We start from the raw sequence: 23,367 nt of genomic DNA on the forward strand, positions 1-23,367 counted from the left end.
GTGAAACAGAATAATTCCGAAGTAATTACTCTGTTTCACAAAATGAAAAATATGAAACGGTAAATATGAAAAACAGAAAAGATATGTTCCATTGAACGATGCCTTAATCGAAATAGAAGGCTTTTTTGTGTGTAAATTATGTGAAAATTTTATCTTTTTAAATCATGTTGAAATAAAAAGAGCATATCTTATGTTATTACATCATAGGTGGCAGTTTGTAAATACACATTGGCATAAATATTTCATATAGACATGCGAAACGTGAGAATAAACGAAATGGCCATTTGATTTAATACTCGAACGTTGACCGTAATATGTTTCAATCTTGTTTTTATTCTATTATAATGAACTAATACGGACGTAAAGGAGAAAAAAATGAATACGGTTCCAAAGAAAAGATGGTTTAGAATTTTACCGGCAGTATTTCTTATGTACTGCATCAACATGATTGACAGAAATAATATCGGTTTTGCCTTCCCGGGCATGGAATCAGACCTGGGGATTGGTGCTACCTATGCCGGTCTTGCCGGTGGTATTTTTGCTATTGGTTACTTATTCCTTCAGGTTCCCGGCGGCTTATGGGCAGAACGTTGGAGTGCTAAGAAACTGATTGGCGTAGCTCTCATTGCGTGGGGAATCTTTGCTGCTGCTACCGGCTTTATCCAGAACGTGACACAGCTTCTGATTGTCCGCTTTATGATCGGTTTCGTCGAAGGCTGTATCCTGCCAGCCATTGTATTGCTCCTGAAACGATGGTTCCCGCTGGATGAACGGGCCCGGGCCAATGGCATCTGGATGCTTTCCATTCCGTTTGCAGCCATGATTATGTCGCCTATCTGCGGTTTCATCCTTACCTATGCTACCTGGCGTGAAATGTTCTGGATTGAAGGCGCATTCCCGATTATATTCTGCATTACGGATCATCCGAAAGATGCCAAATGGCTTTCTGAAGAAGAACGGAATTACCTTGTCAATGCTGCTGCAAAAGAAGAATCGAAAATTGCCACTAAAGGTATGTCGGTCATGGAAGCCCTTAAGACCCGTAATGTAATCATTCTCATTGCTATCTGGTTCCTGACACAGACCGGATTTGCCGGTTATTCTATCTGGCTTCCGACCATGATGAAAGATTTGACGGGCAGCAGCCAGATGCTGGTTGGCCTGCTGACTTCTGTTCCCTGGTTCTTTGCCATGATTATGCTGACTTTGAACTCCCGCCATTCCGATAAGACGGGCGAACGCCGTTTCCACATGATTGTACCGGCTGTTACATCGGCTCTCTGCCTGCTGGCTTCTACACTTCTGGCAAGTTCTGGTAATGTTACGGCAGCCGTCATCGCCCTGATTTGCTGTGGCGGCCTGATCCAGTGCTACTATGGTATCTGGTGGGCTATTCCGACAACATTCCTTACGGCAGATGTACTGGCTGTTACCCTGGGTGTCATCAACGCAGTCGGCAACCTGGGCGGTTTCTTCGGACCATGGCTCTTTGGTTATTTCACAACCGTTACGGGAAGCTCCCTGGGTGGCATGGTATTCCTGGTCGCTGCTTCCATCGTAGCGCCGCTTCTTCTGTTATTCCTGAAAAAAGATGCAACGAAAGCACCGTCTGCTACGGCTGCCCCGGTAAGTAAAGAAGCTTAAAAGGAGATGCAAATATCATGAAGTTGATTGATTTATCTTTTCCTATCCGCGATCATTGGCGTTGGGGATATAAACAAAGTTTGAAACATACATTAGAAGCCGGCGATGATTTCCGCGCTTCTGTCATGACGCTTCCGGCCCATGCCTTTACTCATGTTGATACACTGTTGCACTGTAAACCAGGTGGTGCGCCGGCTTTGGACGAACTGCCTGTCGATACCTATAGCGGGGCTGCAGCCGTCATCGACCTTTCTCATATCGGTGCCGATCATGAAATCACGGCAGATGATTTAAAAGAACATGCCAAGGATATCCGTGAAGGGGACATTATTATCTTAAAGACCTGCTGGGATAAGAAACGTGATATCCAGTCTAAAGAATATTGGACGGATGCTCCTTTTGTCAGTGAAGAAGCAGCTGACTGGCTCTATGCCCAAAAGCCTAAGGCTGTCGCCTTTGATTTTCCGCAGGATCAGATTCTTAAACAGGCGGCTACGTATAAAGGATGCCTGCCTATGAGTGAATCGACGACACATTACGCATTACTCCTGAAAGGTGTATTCCTTATTGAATATCTGGCGGGTCTGGATCAGATTACAGAAGACAGAATTACCTTTATGGCTCTGCCGCTGCGCCTTGTAGGTGTGGAAGGCTGCCCCGTACGGGCTGTGGCCGTCAAATCTTTATAATAACGTAAGGAGAAATATATAACTATGAAACCAATTATCGGTATATTTTTAGGAGAAGCAGCCGGTGTAGGCCCGGAACTGATTGCCAAACTGGTAGCAGAAAAAATGCCGGATACGTGCTGCCGCCCTGTACTCATCGGCGATGCCCGTGTATTGCGTCGGGGGATGGAAATTTCTCACGTTGATTTTCCGTTCACCTGCGTAGATAAGGTAGATCAGATTGACTGGGATGGTCCTGTTTCCATCATTGATTTGAAAAATCTGGACCCTGATACGGTCAAAATCGGAGAAGTCGATCCTAAATCTGGCAAAGTGACCGGTGATACCCTCGTGTATTCGATGGACCTTTTGAAGGAGCATCAGATTGATGGCTTCGTCTTTGGCCCTCTCAACAAACAGGCTTTCAAACGGGGCGGGTATCATGTAGAAGACGAACATGAACTCTTTGCCCAGTGCCTCGACTGGATGGATAAACCCCGCGGTATCCTCAATGTCATGAATAAATTGTGGACATTCCGCGTGACGACGCACATCCCCTTCAAAGAAGTACCTAAATATATTACTAAAGAAAACGTCCTGAAGACCATCGATCTGACCTATCAGACGATGAAACGGGCTGGCTATGATAATCCCCGTATTGCTCTGGCAGCACTCAATCCGCATTGCGGGGAAGGGGGCCTGTGCGGTACCGAAGAAATCGATATCCTCAAGCCCGTCGTAGAAAGCCTGCAGGCCCAGGGCAAAGATATTGTCGGTCCTGTATCGGCAGATACCATTTTCATGCATGCCTTCCGTGGCGAATACGATGCCGTCGTGACGTTGTATCATGACCAGGGGCAGATTGCTACGAAACTCTTGGCTTTTGATGAAGGAGTTACCGTAGCCGGTGGCCTGCCGTATGCTATTACGACACCGGAACATGGAACGGCATTTGATATTGCCGGCAAAGGTATTGCCAAAACGAGCTCTTTTGCCCATGCAATCCGTCTGGCAGCCCAGATGTCCGGCTGGAGGGGAGAAGAAGCATGATCATCTGCTTTTTGCAGATGCGTAAAAAGGCTCCGGTGGCAGCACACCGGAACCTCTTATAAGACGTTAATGAATAAGACCGTATACCTCCGGGTATGCGGTTCTTTTCATTTGGACACAGTCATTTTTGCCGGACCCGGGATTTTTTCCAGGCGCCGCTCAGGTAAAAGAGGATACCTACCCAGAATGGCGTGAAGTTGGCCAGGGCATCCCCGAGCCAGAAGCCCATATAGCGCATATTCAGATAGACGCCGAACAGGACGGACAGACCCAGCCGCAGGATGAGGCCGTCAAAGAGGGCTGTTGCAAAGTTTACTTTGGTATTGCCGCTGCCATTAATGAGGGAATTCATGGCAGACCGGCCGGCACAGCTGAAAAAGCAGAGGATGCCAATTGGGACATATTCTATGCCGATACGGGCTACTTCAGGGTCATCGGTAAATATCTGAAAAATTTCTACCGGCCAGGTGTACAGCAGGATAGAAAAAAGGATAGCCAGAGTAACGGTGATGCGGAAGATGGACCAGATAATCTGATTGACCCGTTCGTACCGGGCAGCTCCGATGTTCTGCCCTATCATGGACGATCCGGCTGTATTGATGGCATTGGAAATAAGATTGGATGTTACATAGAGACGGTTGGCCACTCCGGAAAATGCGGAAACGGCTACGCCATAGGAATTAATCCATGAATTGACGAATAATTTGGAAAATTGGACAGAGGCGTTTTTGATGGCCATGGGAACGCCTAGTTTGAGAAGATCACCGGCAATCTGAAAATCAGGATGAAAGAATTCTCCCAGGGAAGCAGGCAGGTAGTACTGGCTGCGATGGCGCCAGACAAAACAGGATGCGGCCAGAAAACTGACTCCCTGACTGAATACGGTAGCCAGGGCAGCGCCGGCGGCTCCCATATTCCAGAAGCAGACGAAAACGAGATCCAGAATGACGTTGAGGACTGTAGCGCAGGCAATGAAATAAAAGGGATGCCGGGCATCCCCCATGCCACGGAGAATAGCACTGGCAGCATTGTATCCGTAGATAAACAGAATGCCTGTCATGCTTACGACGGCATATCCCATCGTTTCGCCATATGCTTCAGGCGGTGTATTCATGAGAGCCATAATGGCGTGCCGTTCATACAGGCAACCTGCGGTCATAAGCAGAGCAAAAAAGAGCAGCAACAGGAGCAGGGTACTTACCAGAGCAGCCAGCTGATCATGACGCCGGGCCCCAATATACTGGGATATGAGAATCTGGCCGGCGCTGGAAAATCCCATAGCGATAAAAGTCAGGCAATTCGTCAGGTCCCCGCCGATAGAAACTGCCGACAGGCCAGCCTTTCCCAGTACCTGGCCGACAATAATCATATCTGCCATATTATATGTAATTTGTAATAACTGGGACAAAAGCATAGGCAGGGCGAACCAGAGAAGCTGCCGGGTGACGCTGCCTGTCGTAAAGTCCGTGACATAAGTTGATTTATTCATTGCAGCTGAAACACAGAGAGCCTGTAGCATAGAATTCGCTGCAGGCTCTTATCCTTTATGTTTTATTATTGTTGTATCAGCAGAAAACTGCTATACCGACATTATACCAGACCTGTCCCGGGTGGAAAAGTGCTATTTCCGGTTGACCTGACGGAATTTACCAGGGGAAATCCCTTTTTGTCTGCGGAACGTTTTGATGAAATAACTGAGGTTATTGAATCCGCAGGAATAGGCAATATCCGTGATGGATTTGTCTGTGTAGGCCAGTTTCAGGCAGGCCTGATCGATACGATACTGGTTCAGATATTCAATCGGTGTATAATGCGTCATTTTCTGGAAAAATTTACAGAAATAATTAGGTGACAATCCGGCAGCACTGGAAAGCTCGGAGAGCGTAAGGGGTGCAGCGTATTTGTCATCAATGAGTTGAAATGCCTTTTTTAGTTTTTGCATCTGAAGATGACTCGTTTCTACAGGCTGCTTTGTCACAGGAGTATATTGCTTTTCCTGAATGATAAGTCCGAACACTGTATACAGCATGCCTGTGACAATCAGTTCATAACCGGGATTTTCCCGTTGCATTTCTTCAAAGAGTATACGGACGATGAGAGCTATTTTCTTATCATCCTGGTTGAAGTGGTTGCGGACATTGAAGGTATGATTGAGCAGATTATTGAGATCACTGGATTGATAATTGGCCGAATGAAGCAGTTTGGGAGGCTCAAATACGAGACATTCATACGCCGTATCATCGGAATCGACAACACCTCCGTGGACGATTCCGTCGCGGATAAAGACGATATCTCCCGGAACGAGATGGAGTGTTTCCTCATTGAGCGAGATAGTAAAACCGCCGCGGAGCATACGGATGAGTTCATATTCCATGTGCCAGTGATAGGGCATGTTAAAGCGGGGATGATATTTTTCAACATGATAAAAGCCTATGGGAAAATCGAAGCGGCCGCGCTTCATCATTTCATGATAACTTTCGTGTTCCAATGGACCAGATACCTCCTTCTGATGCGTAATATTGCACAAACAAACGATAAAATTATTATATTTTAACATTGTTAACTAACAAAAATAAATAAAATAACCGAAATAGACATAAAATTATTATACTAATAGGTAGTATAACACAAGTAAAGAACTTTGCCTAATGCTATACTATAAGCATGAACAAAAGGAATAACAAAAATTAAAATCATGCATGATACGCAACAAAGTTAAACAGTTAATGACTTTATGGTATGGTTAGAAAGGATGGTATTATATCATGGATTTACAGTTAAAAGGCAAAATCGTATTGGTTTCTGGTGGTGGCGCCGGTATTGGCAGCGGTATCGTAGTCTCTCTCGTAAAAGAAGGCGCTGTTCCCATTATTCTGACCCGTTCGGATAAACCCGCATTCAAAAAAGAATTAGATGCTATGGGCGCCGATTATGAATTTCACCTCATCGACCTCAACAACACCGACCAGATCAAACCGATTGTTGACGATGTAGCGAAACGCCGCGGGGGTATTTATGGCGTCGTAAATAATGCCGGTTGCAACGATAATAAAGCTATTGAAGAAACGTCGTGGCAGGATTTTGAAAAGAGTCTTCATGGCAATCTGACCCATTATTATGAACTTGTCCGTGCCGCTCTCCCTTATCTGATCAAGAGCAAAGGCTCTGTCCTCAATATTACATCCAAGACGGCTCTTACCGGCCAGGGAAAGACGAGTGCTTATGCAGCTGCCAAAGGGGCTATCCTGGGCCTGACCCGTGAATGGGCCGCTGCGTTCCTTCAATATGAAATCCGCGTCAATGCCATCGTAGTCAGCGAATGCTGGACTCCGCTGTATGCAAAATGGATCAAGACCTTTGATGATCCGGAAGCCCGTAAGAAAGTCATTACCGATAAGATTCCGTTCCAGCACCGCTTTACGACAATTGAAGAAATTGGAGACAATACGGTATTCCTCCTCTCACCGGTATCATCCCATACGACGGGCCAGTGGGTATTCGTCGATGGCGGCTATGTACATCTCGACCGTGCGTTAACCTAACAGCAGGGAGGTAAGGACGTATGCCAAGTGCAAGCAATAAAAGTATAAAGATTGCGTTTATCCTGGTTACGACGCTGTTTTTGCTCTGGGGGCTCAGCTATGGCCTGATCGATGTCATGAATAAGAATTTCCAGAACCAGCTGGGGATTACAAAAGCTACTTCCGGCCTGTTGCAGGCAGCTTATTTCGGCGGGTATTTCGTTTTCGCCACGCCGGCTTCTCTCGTAGCCCGCAAATACGGTTATAAAGGCGGCATCATGATGGGCCTGGCACTGTATGCTATCGGTGCCCTCCTGATTGTCCCGGCCAGCAATGCCCACAGCTTCCAGATTTTCCTCGTAGCCTTCTTCATCATCGCCTGTGGTCTGGCCAGCCTGGAAACGAATGCCAATCCGTATATCACTAAGTTAGGCAGTGATAAGGATGCTGCATTCCGGCTGAATGTCGCTCAGTGCGCCAACGGTATCGGCCAGTTCTTAGGGCCTATCATCGGGGGCATGCTCTTCCTGTCCATCGCCAGCGGCACAGATATTTCGCAGAACATGCACAACGTACAGATGGTTTATGTCGGTATTGCTGCTATCGTCGTCGTTATGCTTATCCTTTTCGTGGTCAACAAACTGCCGGAAGGGGCAGAAGTTTCCGGGGATGAAGATGCCGCCGAAGGAGATGGATCGTATAGCCAGCTGTTCAGCTACAAACACTTCCGCCTCGGTGCTCTCGCCCAGTTCCTCTACATTGCAGCACAGGTCGGCGCCGGTGCCTTCTTCATTAATTACAGTGTTGAACACTGGCAGGGACTTTCCGACAGCCGTGCCGCTTATTTCTTCAGTATCGCGCTCGTAGCCTTTCTGATCGGCCGTGTCGTAACGACACCGCTTATGAAAAAATTCAGTGCTGGTAAAATCCTCGGTGCGTATTCAGCTATTAACGTCGTCCTCGTCGTACTGCTGAATGTCGTTTCCGGCAGCACAGCCGTATTCCTTCTCATTGCCGTATTTTTCTTCATGTCCATCAGTTTCCCGACCATTTTTGCCCTGAGCATTGTCAATCTGCCACAGAATCTGGTCAAGACGGCATCCAGTATCATCATCATGAGCATCGTCGGTGGAGCTATCATGCCGTACTTCATGGGTCATGTCGCCGATATGGTCAATACGGCTGCCGGGTATCTGCTGCTCATCCCATGCTTCCTCTATGTTGCCTGGTACGGCTTCAAAGGCTGCCATGCTGATGACAGTGCCAAGAAAGCTGTTCAGCAGTAAGGAGAATTGTTATGTTAGATATTATTGACAGCCATTTCCATATATGGAATCTCGATGTACTTCGTCTTCCCTGGCTCAAAGACTGTCCGGCCATTGCTCATAGCTACGCCGTGTCAGATCTTCTGAAAGCCTATGGTCGCCACTCCGATGTCAACTTCCTCGGCGGCGTCTATATCGAAGTCGATTGCGACGACCGTTTTAAAGAAGACGAATACATTTATGGCCTTCACGAACCGAAGATGCTGGCCAAAGTCATGCGGGCCCCCCTTTCGGCACACATGCGCGTACCCCTTGGCATTGCCGGTGTCCGCGAACCGCTCCATGTGCCGGGATCGCCTAAAGGCCGCTGCCTGCAGAAAAGCTTTATCGAAGGATTGGAAGCATTGGCTGATGCGGGACTTCTCTTTGAAAGCTGCAACCGTACGGAAGAACTGGACGATATGTATCAGGCGGCAAAGACCGTTCCGCAGGCCAAAATCGTCATCAATCACTGTGGGAATGCTACGGAAGTGACTCCAGCATATAAAGAAGTGATGACTAAATTTGCCTCTCTTCCCAATGTGTACTGCAAGGTTTCGGGCTTTCCGACCCAGGATAAAACGTTCGTGAAAGAACTCCTCGATTTCCTGAGCGGGACCTTTGCTCCGGACCGCCTCATATACGCATCCAATTTCCCCGTCGTATCACTGTATTCAACCTTTGATGAACACCTCAATATCGTCCGCGATTATTTCCACGACGATCCTGATTTCTTTGCTAATACGACAAAAGCGTTATATCGGATTACAGACTAATACGCTTATGCCTGTTAGATAGCCACTTCTCTGAGGAAAAGCACTGCTTCTGCCGGCAGTGCTTTTTTCCGTATCATTTTTCCCTGTTTGGGGTTATAATAATACCACATAGTACAGTTTGCACAGTAAGGGAGTGACACCATGAAAGAAGTCAAAGAAAAAAAGAAGCCCATGCTGTTTTATTATATCGTGGCGCTGGCGATAATATTTGTGTTTAATGCCATTGCCAAACCTTATTATGATCAGCAGAGCGTCAAAAATGTCGATTATGGCACCTTCATGAATATGACCGATGACAAATCGGTGGCCAGTGTGGAAATTGAAGAAAATCAGATTCTCTTCAAAGACAAAGACGGCAATCAATATCGGACCGGTGTCGTCAATGATCCTCAGCTGACAGAACGGCTGCATAAAGCCGACGTTTCTTTCAATCAGGTCATCAAAGAAAAGGATTCGCCTTTTACAGATTTCCTCATTGCCTGGATTCTGCCTATTCTGATTTTCTTTGGTATCGGCTATTATTTCAACCGCAAACTGATGAGCCGCGGTGGCGGAAATTCGCTCATGTTCGGCTCGAAAAATCAGGTCAAAGTCTATGTTCCCTCTGCTAATGGCATTCATTTCTCCGATGTAGCCGGGGAAGATGAAGCCAAGGAAAATCTGTCTGAAATCGTCGATTTCCTTCATCATCCCGATAAATATGCCAAAGTAGGGGCTAAGATGCCCAAAGGGGTACTCCTCGTAGGCCCTCCGGGCACAGGAAAGACTATGCTGGCCAAGGCTGTAGCCGGCGAAGCCGGTGTTCCCTTTTTCCCAATTGCGGGGTCGGAATTTGTAGAAATGTTCGTCGGCATGGGTGCTTCCAAAGTGAGGGACCTTTTCAATCAGGCCAAACAGAAAGCGCCGTGCATTATTTTCATCGATGAAATAGATGCTATCGGTCAGAAGCGGACGGGCAGTGCTATGGGCAATAGTGAACGGGAACAGACGCTGAATCAGCTCCTTACGGAAATGGACGGCTTTGATGCCGATGACAGTGTCGTCATTCTGGCGGCTACCAACCGTCCGGAATCACTGGACCCGGCACTATTGCGCCCGGGCCGGTTTGACCGCCGCGTTCCTGTCGAATTGCCAGATCTTCAGGGGCGCGAAGCCATCCTCAAGGCCCATGCACGCAAGGTTAGTCTGGGGCCGGACGTCGATTTCCACACCATTGCCCGTATGGCTGCCGGCGCTTCCGGGGCAGAACTGGCTAACATTGTCAATGAAGCGGCGCTGCGTGCTGTCCGGGACCACCGGGATGCCGTTTGTCAGGCCGACCTGGAAGAAAGCATCGAAGTCGTCATCGCCGGCTATCAGAAGAAGAATGCTATTTTGTCGGATGAAGAAAAGCGGACTGTGGCCTATCATGAAATCGGACATGCCCTGGTAGCTGCTCTTCAGAGCCATTCGGCACCGGTACAGAAAATCACCATCATTCCCCGTACGTCCGGGGCTCTGGGCTATACCATGCAGGTGGATCAGCAGGATAAATATATTCTTTCCAAAGAAGAACTGGAAAATAAGATAGCTACCTTTACCGGTGGCCGCGCTGCGGAAGAAGTCGTATTCGGCCGGGTGACGACCGGCGCTTCCAATGACATCGAACAGGCGACGAAGCTGGCCCGGGCCATGATTACCCGATATGGTATGAGTGATGAGTTTGATATGGTCGCTATGGAAACGGTGACTAATAAGTATCTGGGCGGCGATACGTCTCTGGCCTGCGCACCGGAAACGCAGAAGTACATCGATGCCAAAGTCGTGTCACTCGTCAAGGAACAGCATAACAAAGCCAGAAAAATTCTTTCCGATAACCGCCCCCTTCTGGATGAGCTGGCAAAGTTCCTGTATGAAAAAGAAACGATTACAGGGAAGGAATTTATGGCTATTTTGCGTAAATACTATAAACAGGATGAAGTCAAAGATGCTCCGGAACTGCCGGAAGATTAAATAAGAGAGGCGGAGATAGGATGAAAAACGGCAAGTATGGCAGACGAAACGGAAACATATGGAAAAAGGCAGCCGTCCTGATGAGCCTGGCCTTGTGTCTGGGTGCTGGAAGTGTGCTGCCGGCACAGGCGTATTTCAAGAGCCCGCTGGCCGCCGATTCCCGTTACCGGCCTGTAAATTTCGGCATGGGATACGAAGTATATGTCGATTTGTCGCGTCTGGAAACGATACCGGGACAAGGAGGAGACTGGGTATTTAAAGTCCCTATGTTCAATTCTAAAGAAGATTCTGGACAAATAGAAGGGACGTATACGATTACCTATAAGATAGACCGGAGCAGAGAGGCCTGGGTCTATGATGAAGGGACGCATTCCTGGCAGGCTGTTCCCATGAGCAAACGGATACAGCACAGCCAGATGGCAGATTATGTGGCGGTTAATCTCTGCTATAAAGCAAAAACCGGCAAGTATCTCTATGATGCCGGCCAGTACGCACAAGCCATGGAACGGTATTATCGCGGACCGGCGGTGATGCCGGCTGTGGGAGATGTACCGTGAGGCGTTTTCGTATTTATGGTCTGCTGGCCGTGGTACTGATATCCCTGCTGACAAGTGTCATTGTGGTGCCAGTCTGTGCATACGGTTTGCCTGTCGTCAAAGGACGCCCTCTTCAGCCCGGTGATACGATAGGCATCGTTGCGCCGGCGACACATAGCGAAGATATCGCACTGGCTCCCCATCTGGAAGCACTCCATGCCATGGGGTATAAAACGTGCCTGGCTCCGTCGGCACTGCATCGGTATGGCTATTTTGCCGGTACCGATTCGGAGCGGGCCTTTGATATCAATGAATTTTTCCGCGACGATCGCATCGATGCTATTCTCTGCCTCAATGGCGGATATGGTAGTTCCCGTATTCTGGACCAGCTTGATTATGCCATGATTGCGGCCCATCCCAAGTTGCTGATCGGATTTAGTGATATTACGGCCCTTGAGGCAGCGCTTTATGAGAAAAGCCGTCTCGTGACGCTCAATGGCCCGCTACTCATCACTCTTCCGGGCAGTCCCTATTCCTCTCAGCAGTTTGAAAAGGCCGTGACCACCTCGGTGCCGCTGGGAGCTGTGACTATGCCGGCCGGCAGAGTCTTACAGACCGTGCTGCCGGGGAAAGCCTCCGGCAGGATTATAGGTGGCAACCTTTCCGTTGTTGCCTCCCTTGCCGGTACACCGTATGAATTAAAAGGAAAAGGCTGTATTCTGGTTCTGGAAGATGTGGGAGAAGAATCATACCGCATCGATCGGATGCTGAACCAGCTCTGGCAAAATGGGCTGCTACAGCAGGTGGAAGGAATTGTCTATGGCGATTTTACAGACTGTGGCCACGATTCCGGTGATTTTACGACCGATGAAGTGCTGGACTATTATGCAAAGAAAGCCGGAAAGCCTGCTGCCCGGGGATTACCCTTTGGTCACGGGGCGGATAAGGCCTGCATTCCTATAGGCGCAGACAGCGAACTGGATGCCCGGTCCGATGGAACGGCTCAGCTGATTATCAAAGAAGCTCATACGACACAAAAAAACGCATCGAAATGACGAGATGCGTTTTTTTGTGTGTCCGGTCCCGGTTATGGCCGAATCAGGGCTTTTTTTGTTGTCCCGTATTTGTTAAAATAATCTATTATAGTTGTATATGAAAGATGCAGAAAGGAGTGCGCTATGGCACAGGAAGAACGGGTGCATATGGGACTGAGCGTAAAGGCAATGATTTTTCATGCCGGCCGCCTGCTCGTGCTGCAGAAAAATGATTCGGAAGGGTTGCATCACTGGGAATTTCCCGGCGGAGGACTGAGGCGCGATGAGGACTTTGCTATGGCTGTACGCCGGGAGGTCATGGAAGAAACCGGGCTTTCTATTCAGATTCTGGCGACAGCAGGAACATGGAGTTATCAGAAAAAAGACGGCCAGTTTCTGAACGGCGTTATTTTTACGGCTGTGACAGATAAGGAGGACGTACGCCTTTCTCACGAACACTGTGATTACCGCTGGGTGACGCCGGAAGAATTCCGTACGTGTGAACTTCACGGATCACTGAGACGGTCGCTGGACCGGATGCAGGAGGCAGACTATGAGCGGCAGGATTTCCTGCTCCAGCCGTTCCTGCGTCTTCATGGAGTGATTGGACATGAATAAAGAAGCGCAGAAGAGAACTCCTTTTGCCGATGCGTTAGAGGAATATTGCCAGCAGCAGATGGTGCCATTTCATACGCCGGGGCATAAATTGGGGACTGGAGCCCCTTGCAGGGAACAGGCCCTTTTTGGAACAGCGCTGCGGCAGGATTTGGGCCTTATGTACGCTCTGGATGACTTATTTCAGCCGGAAGGCCCGCTCCGGGAGGCGATGGAACTGGCGGCAGATGCCTATGGTGCCGGACGGACTTTCTTTTCCGTCAATGGGACGACGGCCTGTATTGAAGCGATGATTCTGGCTGTCTGCGGGCCCGGCGATACCGTGCTTATTCCAAGAGAAGCCCACCGCAGCGTCCTGAGCGGCCTGATTCTGAGCGGGGCCATGCCAGCGTATATGGAAAGCCGCTATGCCGGCAGGGAAGAAGTTTCACTCGGCCCTGACCCGGCTAGTCTGCAGGCGGCCATTGCGGCTCATGGGGAGGCAAAAGCTGTACTTTTCACCTATCCGACCTACGACGGTCTGGCCGGACGGTTGGCAGAGATGGTACAGATTGCCCACCAGCACGGACTGATTGTACTGGTTGATGAGGCGCACGGGGCGCATCTGGCTTTTCATGAAGACCTGCCGGCAGATGCCCTGGCCTGTGGTGCCGATTGTGTGGCTCAGAGCACGCATAAACTGACGGGATCGCTGACACAGACGTCTATGCTTCACTGCCGCAAGGGGTTCCCGTATACAGAACGGGTAGCGGCAGCTATGGCGCTTGTCCAGTCTACGAGTCCCCATTACTGGTTTCTGGCATCGCTGGATCTGGCGCGGCAGCAAATGGCACTGGAAGGAAGAGCACTGGAAGAGAAGGCACTGTTTCTGGCCCGACAGGCCCGCAAGCAGCTCAATGCCCTGTCCGGAATCAGCTGCTTTGGCGGGGAGATGACGCGTTATGAAGCCGTTGAGTCCTTGGATGAAACGAAACTGACGATTGATTTTTCAGGCCTGGGGCTTACCGGGCGGGAAGCGGAACGTCTGCTGCGGGCTGCCCATATCGAAGTAGAACTTACCGCCGGCCATCACGTGTTGGCACTTGTTACCTTTGGTGATACAGAAAAAAGCATACAGACTTTACTGGAGGGCTGCCGTACGATTGCCTGTACGCATGAGACCGTGGAGCGGAAAGATACCGCTGAACCGCCACTGCCACAGCCCCGCGTCGTCATGGCGCCACGGGAAGCCTGGTATGCTGAAAAAGAAGCGATGGCCCGTCCTCTTTGTGCAGGACAAATATGTGCAGAAACGATTACCTTTTATCCGCCGGGAATCCCTGTTGTGGCGGCAGGGGAAGTATTGACCGGGGAGGTACTGGCATATATTGACCAGAAATTAAATGAGGGATATGTAACTAATGGTGCGGCAGACAGCAGTCTGGACACGATACAGGTCGTACGGAAAGGATGATATCATGCAAGGCAGGTTGATTATCATAGAAGGCGGAGACGGCAGCGGCAAGGCGACACAGACGAAATTGCTGCAGGAGCATCTCCAAAGAGAAGGACAATCGGTACGGGCCGTAAGTTTTCCCGATTATGACAGCGATTCCAGTGCCCTCGTACGCATGTACCTGCGGGGCGATTTCGGCGCTGATGCCGACGCGGTCAATCCCTATGCAGCGTCTGCCTTTTACGCTGTAGACCGCTTCGCGTCCTATCAGATGCACTGGAAATCATTTTTAGAACAGGGCGGGATTGTTCTGGCTGACCGGTATACGACGAGTAACATGCTCTATCAGATGATTAAATTCAATGATCCGGCAGATCGCCGTGCCTATCTGGATTGGCTGGAAGATTTTGAATTTGGAAAGATGGGGCTTCCCCGCCCGGACCTGGTATGTCTTCTCGATGTGCCACTCGATGTGACAGAACAGCTGATGGCGGGCAGACAAGGGAAAACCGGCGGCACTACGGGTGACATTCATGAAAAAAACGGGTCTTTTTTACATAAATGCCATGATGCCTATGATGAACTGACAGACCGATATGGCTGGCAGCGTATTGCCTGTACGGAAGACGGGCGTATGCGCAGCATAGACGATATACACGCTGACGTATACCAGGCAGTCGCGGCAGTCCTGATACCGTAAGCGGTATTTTTCTCATGGAAGGCATAGTATAGACTTTATGCTTTATTTTCCTTATAATAGAAAGGATTAGTATAGATTTTTCAACAGGAGGGCGCGGCATGAGTCAGGATTATTTTGATGCTGTTATCGGCCATGAGACGGTCAAGGCACGTCTGCGGCGTCTGATTGCCGAAGAGCGGCTGCCCCACGCCATGATTTTTGCCGGACCGGAAGGCCTTGGCAAAGCGCTGATGGCACGGGCCGTTGCAGAAACGATCAGTGACCGTCCGCTCCTGGCTGATTTTACCCACCTGTCCTGCGATGCCGATACGCCATTCATTGAAGATGGAGGAACCGTTTTTTATCTGGATGTTATCGGTACGATGCTCCGGGTAGATCAGTTTCGGCAGCTTCAGGAAAAGCTGATGTTACGCGCTTCCGGGAGCCGGGTCTGCATTATTAATCACGTAGAAACGATGAACAAGGAATTTGCCAACCGCATGCTCAAGACATTGGAAGAGCCGCCAGAAGGCGTGCATTTCATTCTTGTGACCAGTCAGCCCGACTTATTACTGCCGACGATTGTGTCACGCTGTGCCATCATATCCTTTGAACCGGTCGGTGATGAGGAAATGTTAGGCGGGCTGGTGCGGCAATATGGAGGAACGGCAGAATCCTATCGTCAGGCTGTGTTGTGGGGCGGTGGCAATGTCGCCCGTGTCCTTGCCCTGAAAGAGGGAAAAGGCCTTGAAGCGCTGCAGCAGGCACTGTCCTTCCTGCAGGTCATGGCCCGTCACGCATGCCCTTATGCCAAGTGGCACAGTATCTCGGCGGGGTGGACGGATCAGGAATCGCAGGAGGTTTTCCGCTGGATCCAGATGCTTCTTCGCGACATGGCAGTCATGCGTTCGGGTGTACCGGCAGGACGACTCCGCCTGGGCCAGTATGCCCATGAAGTTTCAGAATTGCTGCCGGCCTGGCCGGATTCCTGTATTTTTTCACTCCAGCATGTTCTCGATGAAGCGGGAGAAGCAATCCTCCGTCACGTCAACGTGCGGCTGGTGTGGGATGCGGTGTGTATCCGGTTTATCCGGGCAAAAGGAGGAATATAGTTGATAGTTGTTGGCATTCGTTTTAAACCAGCCGGCAAGATATATTATTTTGACCCGACAGAGATCGTTCTCGCTGAAGGGGACGGGGTCATTGTCGAAACGGCCCGCGGTATGGAATACGGAACGGTGGTCATTGCCCCGCGCAGTGTCGCCGCTTCGGAAGTGGTACAGCCACTAAAACCTATTATCCGCAAAGCGACGGCGAAAGATATGCGGCAGGTGGAACGCAATAAGGAAAGAGAAAAGAAAGCGTTTACCATCTGCCTGGAAAAAATCGCCAAACATAAACTTCCCATGAAGCTTATCGATGTGGATTACACCTTCGATATGGGAAAAATCATATTCTTTTTTACCGCTGACGGGCGGATTGATTTCCGGGAACTGGTGCGCGACCTGGCATCCGTATTCCGTACGCGTATTGAGCTGCGGCAGATCGGCCTCCGCGATGAAGCCAAGATGATTGGCGGTATCGGGTATTGCGGCCGGCCGTTATGCTGTGCTTCCTTCCTGGGCGATTTCAAGCCCGTATCAATCCGTATGGCTAAAGGACAGGGCATGTCCCTCAATCCGACGAAGATATCCGGTATCTGCGGCCGCCTCATGTGCTGCCTGCGCTACGAAAATGATTTGTATACGTCAGGGGAACTCAAATGCCAGAACTGCCAGAAAAATTGTGAACAACAGAAACCACCGCAGGTCGGACAGCGGGTCATTACCGATGAAGGCCTGGGTACGGTCCTGCGCGTCCATATGAAAGACCATACGGTCAAGGTACAGCTCGAATCAGGGCACAATGTCAACGTTCCCTGGTCGGATGTAGCCGAACCAGATCATGAAAGTTAGTCTGGGACCTCACGAACGGCTCGATGACCTGGTCCTGGACGGGATGAAAATTATCCAGCGCGATGATCAGTTCTGCTTTTCTCTCGATACGGTGCTGCTGGCTCATTTTGGTACGGTACCCCGGGGGAAAGTCCTGGACCTGGGTACAGGGACGGCGGCAATCCCGCTTATTCTGAGCGCCCGCGGTGCTGTTTCCGTGACCGGTGCTGAACTCAATCCGGTCATGGCGGATATTGCCCGGCGGAATGTGATACTCAATGGCCGTGAGCCGGTCATTACCATAGTGGAAGGAGATTACCGTACTATCCGGCAGTGGTCGGACAGCGGAGCGTTTGCAGCAGTATATGCTAATCCGCCGTATCGGGAAAAAAGCCGTGGCGCATACAGTGATGCCGAAGGAATCCGGCGGGCGCGTCACGAAGAAACGGCTACACTGGATGATGTGCTCGATGCGGCCTCCTTTGCGCTCAAGTTCCATGGACGCTTCCGCATGGTGCATATAACGGAACGCCTGACAGATATCCTGACGGCGATGCGCATCCATGCCATTGAACCCAAAGTGGTACAGATGGTCCATGGAAGGGCAGATAAGAAGGCCAAACTGTTCCTCGTAGAAGGAATACGGGGTGGCAGCAAGGGTGTAGATGTCCTGCCGCCGCTTATCGTACATCATGCCGATGGGACCTATACGGAAGACGTTTTGAAATTATATGGAAAATTGTAATATTTGGTATATTATCGTATATAATACGAACAGGGCTGAAGGAGGTCATGATGGCTGAACAATTTCAAAAAGGCACATTGTATCTGTGTGCTACGCCCATTGGCAATATGGAAGATATCACCTACCGGGCCGTGCGATGCCTCAGGGAAGCCGATTTGATCGCCGCAGAAGATACACGCCATACGAGACTTCTCCTTTCGGCCTACGATATAGGGACGCCGACGACGAGTTACCATGAACATAACAAGGCGGAAAAAGGGCCGCAGCTTATTGAAAAACTCAAAGAAGGCTGTATGCTTGCATTGGTGAGCGATGCAGGCATGCCGGCTATCTGTGATCCCGGCAGTGACCTCGTACAGATGGCCATTGCCGAGCATATCCCCGTCGTACCGCTTCCCGGAGCCAATGCGGGTCTTACGGGGCTCATTGCATCGGGCATGGATACGACGCGGTTTACGTTTGTAGGGTTTCTTCCAAAGACAAAGAAACACCGCCGTCCCGTACTGGAAAGTATCAAAGACTATACGGGCACATTGATTTTTTATGAAGCGCCGCACCGCATCCTTGCTGTGCTGGCAGAAATAGAAGAAGCGTTGGGAGACCGCAAAGCAGTGCTTTGCCGGGAACTGACCAAACGCTATGAGGAATATCTGCGGGGACCGTTGTCCCAGCTCCGGACGGAACTGGAACAGGAAGGGGTCCGCGGTGAATTTGTGATCCTCGTCGCCGGTGCCGTTCCGCAAGAAGACGGCCCTTCCGACGATGATTATGCATCCCTTGTCCGGGAACTGATGGATAAGGGAACAGATAAAAAGCAGGCTATCCGGACCGTAGCCCAGCGCTGTGGTGTCAGCCGCCGTGTGGTATATCAGGCGGTGCTTGCTTCAGAGGGCAGCTCAGCCCCTTAAGAAACGCTGGTTCATCAGCAGCGTTTCCCGTACAAAAGGCCGGCTCATTTGCCGGCAGAGGAGGAATTTCCATGACAGACAAGAAGAAGTATTTTATTACCACCCCGATTTATTATCCGAGTGCCAAGTTGCATATCGGTCACACGTACTGCACGACTATTGCCGACACACTGGCCCGGTTCCATCGTCTCCGCGGCGATGACGTCTTTTTTACTACCGGATCTGATGAACATGGTCAGAAAATCCAGCGTGCCGCTGAAAGCAAGGGAATGCAGCCTAAGGAATATGTTGACGGCATCGTGGCTCTTTTCAAAGAACTCTGGAAGGAACTGAACATTTCCCATGACCGCTTTATCCGTACGACTGATGCCGATCATGTCAAAGTGACGCAGGCCCTGATGCAGAAATCCTATGACAAGGGAGATATTTATAAAGGAGAATACAAAGGCTGGTACTGCACTCCCTGTGAATCGTTCTGGCCGGAAAATAAACTGCCCGAAGGCAAACACATCTGCCCGGATTGCGGCCGCCCGCTGGAACTCGTTTCGGAAGAAGCTTATTTCCTCAAGATGAGCAATTATACGGACCGCTGGCTGAAATTCATCGATGAAAACCCTGATTTCATTCAGCCGGAAGCCCGCCGCAATGAAATGATTGCCTTTGTCAAAAGCGGTCTGGAAGATTTGTGCGTATCCCGTACATCCTTTAACTGGGGGATTCCCGTACCCTGGGATCCGAAACATGTCGTATACGTCTGGTATGATGCCCTGGCTAACTACCTGACTTCAGCTGGCTATGTATTTGATGAAGAACGCTTCAAAAAATGGTGGCCGGCAGATCTTCATCTGGTCGGTAAGGAAATTGTACGGTTCCATTCAATTATATGGCCCATTATGCTGATGAGTGCGGGCCTTCCTCTGCCCAAAAAAGTATTCGGTCACGGCTGGCTGATTGTCGATGGGACGAAGATGAGTAAATCCCTGGGCAATGTCGTCGATCCGATTCCACTGATTAAACGCTATGGCGCCGATTCACTCCGGTATTATCTGATGCGTGAAATCCGTCTCGGCCAGGATGGCAACTTCTCTCTGCCGACCTTTATCGACCGGATCAATGCCGATCTGGCCAACGACCTGGGCAATCTTCTCCATCGTACGCTGGCTATGGTTGAACAGTATGAAAACGGAGTGGCAGCCGGTCCTTCGGCTGCAGAACCGGTGGACAGCGAATTGTCCCAGATGGCCGTAGAAACTGCTAAAAAATACGAACAGCAGATGGATGACATGAAGATTAATGACGCCCTTAACGATACATGGGCTCTGATCCATCGCAGCAATAAATATATCGATGAAACGACACCGTGGATTCTCGCCAAAGACCCGGCTAAAAAAGAACGCCTCCAGACTGTTCTGTACAATCTCCTGGAAGTACAGCGTATCATTGCCATGCTGGTAAGCCCGGTCATCCCGTCGGCGGCTGCTGAAATATGGAAACAGCTGGGGCTGGGTGATTTCTCCCAGGCAATTTTGGCAGATGGACAGACTTGGGGCCTGTATCCGGCCGGTACGAAAGTTTGCAAAGGAGCGCCTTTGTTCCCACGGTATGATCCGAAAGAAGAAATTGCTGAAGCGGAAGAAGAAAAGAAAGCGGCCGCTGCCTGCCCTGCAGCAAAAGAACCGTTCAAAGATGAAATCAACATTGATGATTTCGGCAAAAATGATCTCCGCGTCGGCAAAATTGTAGCCTGTGAAAAAGTACCGAAAGCCAAAAAACTTCTCAAAATCCAGGTTGATTTGGGTACAGAAACCCGTCAGATTGTCAGTGGTATTTCTCTGTATTATAAGCCGGAAGACCTGATTGGTCATAATGTTATTGTCGTGACGAATCTGAAACCGGTTAAGCTGTGTGGTGTAGAATCGAAAGGGATGCTGCTGGCAGCATCGGATGGCAACGATCATCTGCAGGTCGTCTTTGTCGATGGCATGGCACCGGGAAGCCGCGTCCGCTGATGTTGTTTGATACACACTGTCATCTTTACGATGCAGCGTATGATGCAGACCGGCCGGCCGTGCTGGAGCGTGCCTGTGCTGCCGGTATTGGAAGGATGCTCTGCCCGGCGACGGACCGGCAGTCTTCTGAAGCCTGCGTAGAACTGGCACGGCACTATGACGGGATATATGCAGCGGTAGGAATCCATCCGCAGGAAGCGGGCCGCGTGCAGCCTGGTGATATAGAAGCAATCCGCCGTATGGCGGAGCAGGAGCCGGCTGTCGTGGCTATTGGCGAAGTGGGCCTCGATTATCATTACGACACGCCGGCACGGGACACGCAAAAAGAAATCTTCATTGAGATGATAGGTCTGGCCCGCGATTTAGACCTTCCTATTGACATTCATGACCGGGAGGCCCACGGCGATACAATGGAAATCCTCCGTCGGTATGGAAAGGGCTTGCGCGGCGTCTTCCATTGTTATTCCGGGAGCCTGGAAATGACGACAGAACTGATCCGCATGGGGTTTTATTTTGGCTTTACCGGTACGGTCGTATTTCCCAATTCCAAGCGGGCAAAACAGGTGGCTTCCCGTATCCCGATGGAACGCCTGCTCATCGAAACGGATAGTCCCTACCTGACACCGCCGCCGTACCGGGGCAGACGCAATGAGCCGGCCTATGTGCGGTATGTGGCAGAGGAAATAGCCCGGCTGCGCGGCCTCGATGTAGAATACGTCATCAGTCAGACTACGGCTAATGGGTTACAAGTATTCGGAATAGCAGAAGATGTCTGAATCTCATCGGATGCTATTGGTCCGCTCAGAAAAGGAGAGTAGTATGACACGAGGAAAACGGCCGGACATACGGCTGACCATTACGGGGAAGTTAGGGAAAATAGGCTGTCACCGTGGTCATCATGTCGGTGAAACGTTTGATTATGATACCGAACGGGGCAGGATTTGCCCTATGGCACTTCATTGCGCCTTTCCCTATATTGACATCCTGCGCTACGGAGGCACATTGCCGGGACAGCCGGAAGGAACGGCAGAATTTTGTTGTTCCGATGCGGATGTGGCCATGGTATTTAAAGCAGAAGTCATAAAAGAAGAGGAATAAGTCTGGATAGGCGGGCATACGAAACAACCCTGTTTCGTGTGCCCGCTTTTTTGTTCCAGGGCAGGATTTGTCTGCCATGAATCGCCGATACATCGTCCAGAGGGACCGCTTCAGGCCCACCTGGCACCGGGATGTTGCGGTTGGACAAGGCAATTGATATAATTGGAAATGTATAAGATAATCTTATGAGTCATCTGCCAAAGGTGTGAGGAGGCGTAAACATGAAAATTCAATCGATAGAATTATTTAAGGTACCACCCCGCTGGCTCTTTTTAAAGATTACGACTGACACAGGGCTATCAGGATGGGGGGAACCTGTTATTGAAGGACGCGCTGATACGGTAGCTGCTGCTGTTAGAGAGTTGGAAGAGTACCTTATCGGCAAAGAGGCCGGGCGGATTGAAGACTTGTGGAATGTATTGTACCGCGCTGGTTTTTATCGTGGCGGTCCTGTCCTGATGAGTGCCATTTCCGGTATTGAACAAGCGTTGTGGGATATTAAGGGCAAAGCCCTGGGCGTGCCCGTATACGAGCTCCTGGGCGGCGTATGCCACGATAAAATGAAAGTATACTGTTGGATTGGCGGCGATCAGCCCGACGAAGTGCTGCAGGCGGCAAAAGAAAAATACGAACAGGGATACCGGGCTGTTAAGATGAACGGTGTTCCCAAGGTAGGCTGGATCCAGAACAACCGACAGATTGATGAAGCTGTAGCCCGTGTGGCATCTATCCGGGAAGCATTCGGGTACGATATGGATATTGCCGTCGATTTCCATGGCCGTGTCCATAAACCGCTGGCTTTTACGCTCATGAAAGAACTGGAACCGTACCGTCTCCTTTTCGTCGAAGAACCGGTTCTTTGTGAAAATGAAGAAATTTTCCCCATGCTGCGGCAACAGTTCTCTACGCCCATTGCTACAGGAGAACGGAATTATACCCGCTGGGGATTCAAGCAGATGCTGGCCCGGGGCGGTGTCGATTATATCCAGCCCGATCCCTGCCATTGCGGGGGAATCCTGGAAACGAAGAAGATCGCGGCTATGGCAGAAGCCTACGATGTAGCACTGGCTCCTCACTGCCCGCTGGGTCCGATTGCCCTTGCGGTGGCACTGCAGATTGATTTCTGCACATATAATGCGGTCATTCAGGAACAAAGCCTGGGAATCCATTATAATCAGGGATCTGACCTGCTTGATTATCTGAAAGATCCGTCCGTATTTATCTATCATCAGGGATATGTCAATCTTCTGACAAAACCAGGACTGGGAATCGAAATAGACGAAGAAAAGGTACGGGCTGCTGCAGCCGTGGGACATCATTGGAAGAATCCCGTATGGCGCGATGAGACGGGTACCGTATTGGAATGGTAGTACACGTAAAATGAGAATGGTGTATCCTGAACCAGAGGTGGACCGATAT

The 23,367-nt window shown here is 50.1% G+C and carries 22 protein-coding genes; 20 read left to right on the plus strand and 2 right to left on the minus strand.

Annotated features, from left to right (window positions below; all coding sequences use genetic code 11):
- Positions 1 to 429: 429 nt before the first annotated feature.
- From B2U90_RS00900 to B2U90_RS00910, 3 genes are read left to right on the plus strand one after another with little or no spacing between them, the layout of a single operon-like run.
- Complete coding sequence (locus B2U90_RS00900) at positions 430 to 1,644, plus strand: MFS transporter (RefSeq protein ID WP_292016855.1); 1,215 nt, start codon at positions 430 to 432, stop codon at positions 1,642 to 1,644.
- A 17-nt stretch (positions 1,645 to 1,661) separates the two neighbouring features.
- Positions 1,662 to 2,333, plus strand: coding sequence for a cyclase family protein (locus B2U90_RS00905; protein WP_059076130.1), 672 nt, complete (start codon positions 1,662 to 1,664; stop codon positions 2,331 to 2,333).
- A 24-nt stretch (positions 2,334 to 2,357) separates the two neighbouring features.
- Positions 2,358 to 3,362, plus strand: coding sequence for a PdxA family dehydrogenase (locus tag B2U90_RS00910; RefSeq protein ID WP_292016856.1), 1,005 nt, complete (start codon positions 2,358 to 2,360; stop codon positions 3,360 to 3,362).
- A gap of 121 nt (positions 3,363 to 3,483) precedes the next feature.
- Here B2U90_RS00910 and B2U90_RS00915 read toward each other — a convergent pair whose 3' ends face one another.
- Positions 3,484 to 4,851 carry an MATE family efflux transporter gene (locus B2U90_RS00915; RefSeq protein WP_292016857.1) on the minus strand — a complete coding sequence of 456 codons (1,368 nt, stop codon included), beginning with the start codon at positions 4,849 to 4,851 and terminating at the stop codon, positions 3,484 to 3,486.
- A 132-nt stretch (positions 4,852 to 4,983) separates the two neighbouring features.
- Positions 4,984 to 5,850 (minus strand): AraC family transcriptional regulator, encoded by an 867-nt coding sequence (locus B2U90_RS00920; protein WP_292016858.1) that lies wholly within the window; start codon positions 5,848 to 5,850, stop codon positions 4,984 to 4,986.
- 277 nt (positions 5,851 to 6,127) lie between these two features.
- Here B2U90_RS00920 and B2U90_RS00925 point away from each other — a divergent pair, with 277 nt between their 5' ends.
- The 17 genes from B2U90_RS00925 to dgoD all read left to right on the plus strand — a co-directional run bounded on the left by B2U90_RS00925 (position 6,128) and on the right by dgoD (position 23,318).
- Positions 6,128 to 6,904, plus strand: a complete 777-nt coding sequence (locus B2U90_RS00925; protein ID WP_292016859.1) for an SDR family oxidoreductase — start codon at positions 6,128 to 6,130, stop codon at positions 6,902 to 6,904.
- Positions 6,905 to 6,924: 20 nt separating this feature from the next.
- A complete protein-coding gene (fucP, locus tag B2U90_RS00930) occupies positions 6,925 to 8,169 on the plus strand; it encodes an L-fucose:H+ symporter permease (protein WP_059077118.1) in 1,245 nt (414 codons plus the stop codon).
- 11 nt (positions 8,170 to 8,180) lie between these two features.
- Positions 8,181 to 8,963, plus strand: coding sequence for an amidohydrolase family protein (locus tag B2U90_RS00935; RefSeq protein WP_059077117.1), 783 nt, complete (start codon positions 8,181 to 8,183; stop codon positions 8,961 to 8,963).
- 141 nt (positions 8,964 to 9,104) lie between these two features.
- Complete coding sequence (gene ftsH / locus B2U90_RS00940; protein ID WP_170087025.1) at positions 9,105 to 10,955, plus strand: ATP-dependent zinc metalloprotease FtsH; 1,851 nt, start codon at positions 9,105 to 9,107, stop codon at positions 10,953 to 10,955.
- Between the two features lie 20 nt (positions 10,956 to 10,975).
- Entirely contained in the window at positions 10,976 to 11,512 is a 537-nt protein-coding gene (locus tag B2U90_RS00945) for a hypothetical protein (RefSeq protein WP_292016860.1), read from the plus strand.
- Positions 11,509 to 12,546 carry a S66 peptidase family protein gene (locus B2U90_RS00950; RefSeq protein WP_292016861.1) on the plus strand — a complete coding sequence of 346 codons (1,038 nt, stop codon included), beginning with the start codon at positions 11,509 to 11,511 and terminating at the stop codon, positions 12,544 to 12,546. Before B2U90_RS00945 ends, B2U90_RS00950 begins: the two co-directional genes overlap by 4 nt.
- Before the next feature lie 123 nt (positions 12,547 to 12,669).
- The gene (locus B2U90_RS00955; RefSeq protein ID WP_075581807.1) at positions 12,670 to 13,143 is read left to right on the plus strand and encodes an NUDIX domain-containing protein; all 474 of its coding nucleotides are present in this window, start codon (positions 12,670 to 12,672) and stop codon (positions 13,141 to 13,143) included.
- The gene (locus B2U90_RS00960; protein WP_292016862.1) at positions 13,136 to 14,593 is read left to right on the plus strand and encodes an aminotransferase class I/II-fold pyridoxal phosphate-dependent enzyme; all 1,458 of its coding nucleotides are present in this window, start codon (positions 13,136 to 13,138) and stop codon (positions 14,591 to 14,593) included. The genes B2U90_RS00955 and B2U90_RS00960 overlap by 8 nt, the downstream gene beginning before the upstream one ends.
- 4 nt (positions 14,594 to 14,597) lie before the next feature.
- The gene (locus B2U90_RS00965) at positions 14,598 to 15,275 is read left to right on the plus strand and encodes a dTMP kinase (protein WP_113855286.1); all 678 of its coding nucleotides are present in this window, start codon (positions 14,598 to 14,600) and stop codon (positions 15,273 to 15,275) included.
- 98 nt (positions 15,276 to 15,373) lie between these two features.
- Positions 15,374 to 16,366: an ATP-binding protein gene (locus B2U90_RS00970; RefSeq protein WP_292016863.1), complete on the plus strand. Its 993-nt coding sequence runs from the start codon at positions 15,374 to 15,376 to the stop codon at positions 16,364 to 16,366.
- Positions 16,367 to 17,209 (plus strand): PSP1 domain-containing protein, encoded by an 843-nt coding sequence (locus tag B2U90_RS00975; protein ID WP_059077111.1) that lies wholly within the window; start codon positions 16,367 to 16,369, stop codon positions 17,207 to 17,209.
- Positions 17,199 to 17,933 (plus strand): tRNA1(Val) (adenine(37)-N6)-methyltransferase, encoded by a 735-nt coding sequence (locus B2U90_RS00980; RefSeq protein ID WP_059077110.1) that lies wholly within the window; start codon positions 17,199 to 17,201, stop codon positions 17,931 to 17,933. The genes B2U90_RS00975 and B2U90_RS00980 overlap by 11 nt, the downstream gene beginning before the upstream one ends.
- A 50-nt stretch (positions 17,934 to 17,983) precedes the next feature.
- Positions 17,984 to 18,841 carry a 16S rRNA (cytidine(1402)-2'-O)-methyltransferase gene (gene rsmI / locus B2U90_RS00985; RefSeq protein ID WP_075581811.1) on the plus strand — a complete coding sequence of 286 codons (858 nt, stop codon included), beginning with the start codon at positions 17,984 to 17,986 and terminating at the stop codon, positions 18,839 to 18,841.
- Between the two features lie 71 nt (positions 18,842 to 18,912).
- The gene (metG, locus tag B2U90_RS00990) at positions 18,913 to 20,850 is read left to right on the plus strand and encodes a methionine--tRNA ligase (protein WP_113855290.1); all 1,938 of its coding nucleotides are present in this window, start codon (positions 18,913 to 18,915) and stop codon (positions 20,848 to 20,850) included.
- Positions 20,850 to 21,626 (plus strand): TatD family hydrolase, encoded by a 777-nt coding sequence (locus B2U90_RS00995; RefSeq protein ID WP_292016864.1) that lies wholly within the window; start codon positions 20,850 to 20,852, stop codon positions 21,624 to 21,626. Before metG ends, B2U90_RS00995 begins: the two co-directional genes overlap by 1 nt.
- A 43-nt stretch (positions 21,627 to 21,669) precedes the next feature.
- A complete protein-coding gene (locus B2U90_RS01000; protein WP_075581814.1) occupies positions 21,670 to 21,948 on the plus strand; it encodes a TIGR04076 family protein in 279 nt (92 codons plus the stop codon).
- A gap of 221 nt (positions 21,949 to 22,169) precedes the next feature.
- Positions 22,170 to 23,318, plus strand: a complete 1,149-nt coding sequence (dgoD, locus tag B2U90_RS01005) for a galactonate dehydratase (RefSeq protein WP_292016865.1) — start codon at positions 22,170 to 22,172, stop codon at positions 23,316 to 23,318.
- Positions 23,319 to 23,367: the final 49 nt, after the last annotated feature.

This window comes from Megasphaera sp. UBA4233, from assembly GCF_002395615.1.
Classification (GTDB): domain Bacteria; phylum Bacillota; class Negativicutes; order Veillonellales; family Megasphaeraceae; genus Megasphaera; species Megasphaera hexanoica.

What these genes read in the sequence shown, in the direction of transcription:
- B2U90_RS00900 (WP_292016855.1), top strand. Translation starts at nt 430, where the DNA reads ATGTACTGCATCAACATGATTGACAGAAATAATATCGGTTTTGCCTTC.
- B2U90_RS00905 (WP_059076130.1), top strand. Translation starts at nt 1,662, where the DNA reads ATGAAGTTGATTGATTTATCTTTTCCTATCCGCGATCATTGGCGTTGG.
- B2U90_RS00910 (WP_292016856.1), top strand. Translation starts at nt 2,358, where the DNA reads ATGAAACCAATTATCGGTATATTTTTAGGAGAAGCAGCCGGTGTAGGC.
- B2U90_RS00915 (WP_292016857.1), bottom strand. Translation starts at nt 4,851, where the DNA reads ATGAATAAATCAACTTATGTCACGGACTTTACGACAGGCAGCGTCACC.
- B2U90_RS00925 (WP_292016859.1), top strand. Translation starts at nt 6,128, where the DNA reads ATGGATTTACAGTTAAAAGGCAAAATCGTATTGGTTTCTGGTGGTGGC.
- fucP (WP_059077118.1), top strand. Translation starts at nt 6,925, where the DNA reads ATGCCAAGTGCAAGCAATAAAAGTATAAAGATTGCGTTTATCCTGGTT.
- B2U90_RS00935 (WP_059077117.1), top strand. Translation starts at nt 8,181, where the DNA reads ATGTTAGATATTATTGACAGCCATTTCCATATATGGAATCTCGATGTA.
- ftsH (WP_170087025.1), top strand. Translation starts at nt 9,105, where the DNA reads ATGAAAGAAGTCAAAGAAAAAAAGAAGCCCATGCTGTTTTATTATATC.
- B2U90_RS00945 (WP_292016860.1), top strand. Translation starts at nt 10,976, where the DNA reads ATGAAAAACGGCAAGTATGGCAGACGAAACGGAAACATATGGAAAAAG.
- B2U90_RS00955 (WP_075581807.1), top strand. Translation starts at nt 12,670, where the DNA reads ATGGCACAGGAAGAACGGGTGCATATGGGACTGAGCGTAAAGGCAATG.
- B2U90_RS00960 (WP_292016862.1), top strand. Translation starts at nt 13,136, where the DNA reads ATGAATAAAGAAGCGCAGAAGAGAACTCCTTTTGCCGATGCGTTAGAG.
- B2U90_RS00965 (WP_113855286.1), top strand. Translation starts at nt 14,598, where the DNA reads ATGCAAGGCAGGTTGATTATCATAGAAGGCGGAGACGGCAGCGGCAAG.
- B2U90_RS00970 (WP_292016863.1), top strand. Translation starts at nt 15,374, where the DNA reads ATGAGTCAGGATTATTTTGATGCTGTTATCGGCCATGAGACGGTCAAG.
- B2U90_RS00980 (WP_059077110.1), top strand. Translation starts at nt 17,199, where the DNA reads ATGAAAGTTAGTCTGGGACCTCACGAACGGCTCGATGACCTGGTCCTG.
- rsmI (WP_075581811.1), top strand. Translation starts at nt 17,984, where the DNA reads ATGGCTGAACAATTTCAAAAAGGCACATTGTATCTGTGTGCTACGCCC.
- metG (WP_113855290.1), top strand. Translation starts at nt 18,913, where the DNA reads ATGACAGACAAGAAGAAGTATTTTATTACCACCCCGATTTATTATCCG.
- B2U90_RS00995 (WP_292016864.1), top strand. Translation starts at nt 20,850, where the DNA reads ATGTTGTTTGATACACACTGTCATCTTTACGATGCAGCGTATGATGCA.
- B2U90_RS01000 (WP_075581814.1), top strand. Translation starts at nt 21,670, where the DNA reads ATGACACGAGGAAAACGGCCGGACATACGGCTGACCATTACGGGGAAG.
- dgoD (WP_292016865.1), top strand. Translation starts at nt 22,170, where the DNA reads ATGAAAATTCAATCGATAGAATTATTTAAGGTACCACCCCGCTGGCTC.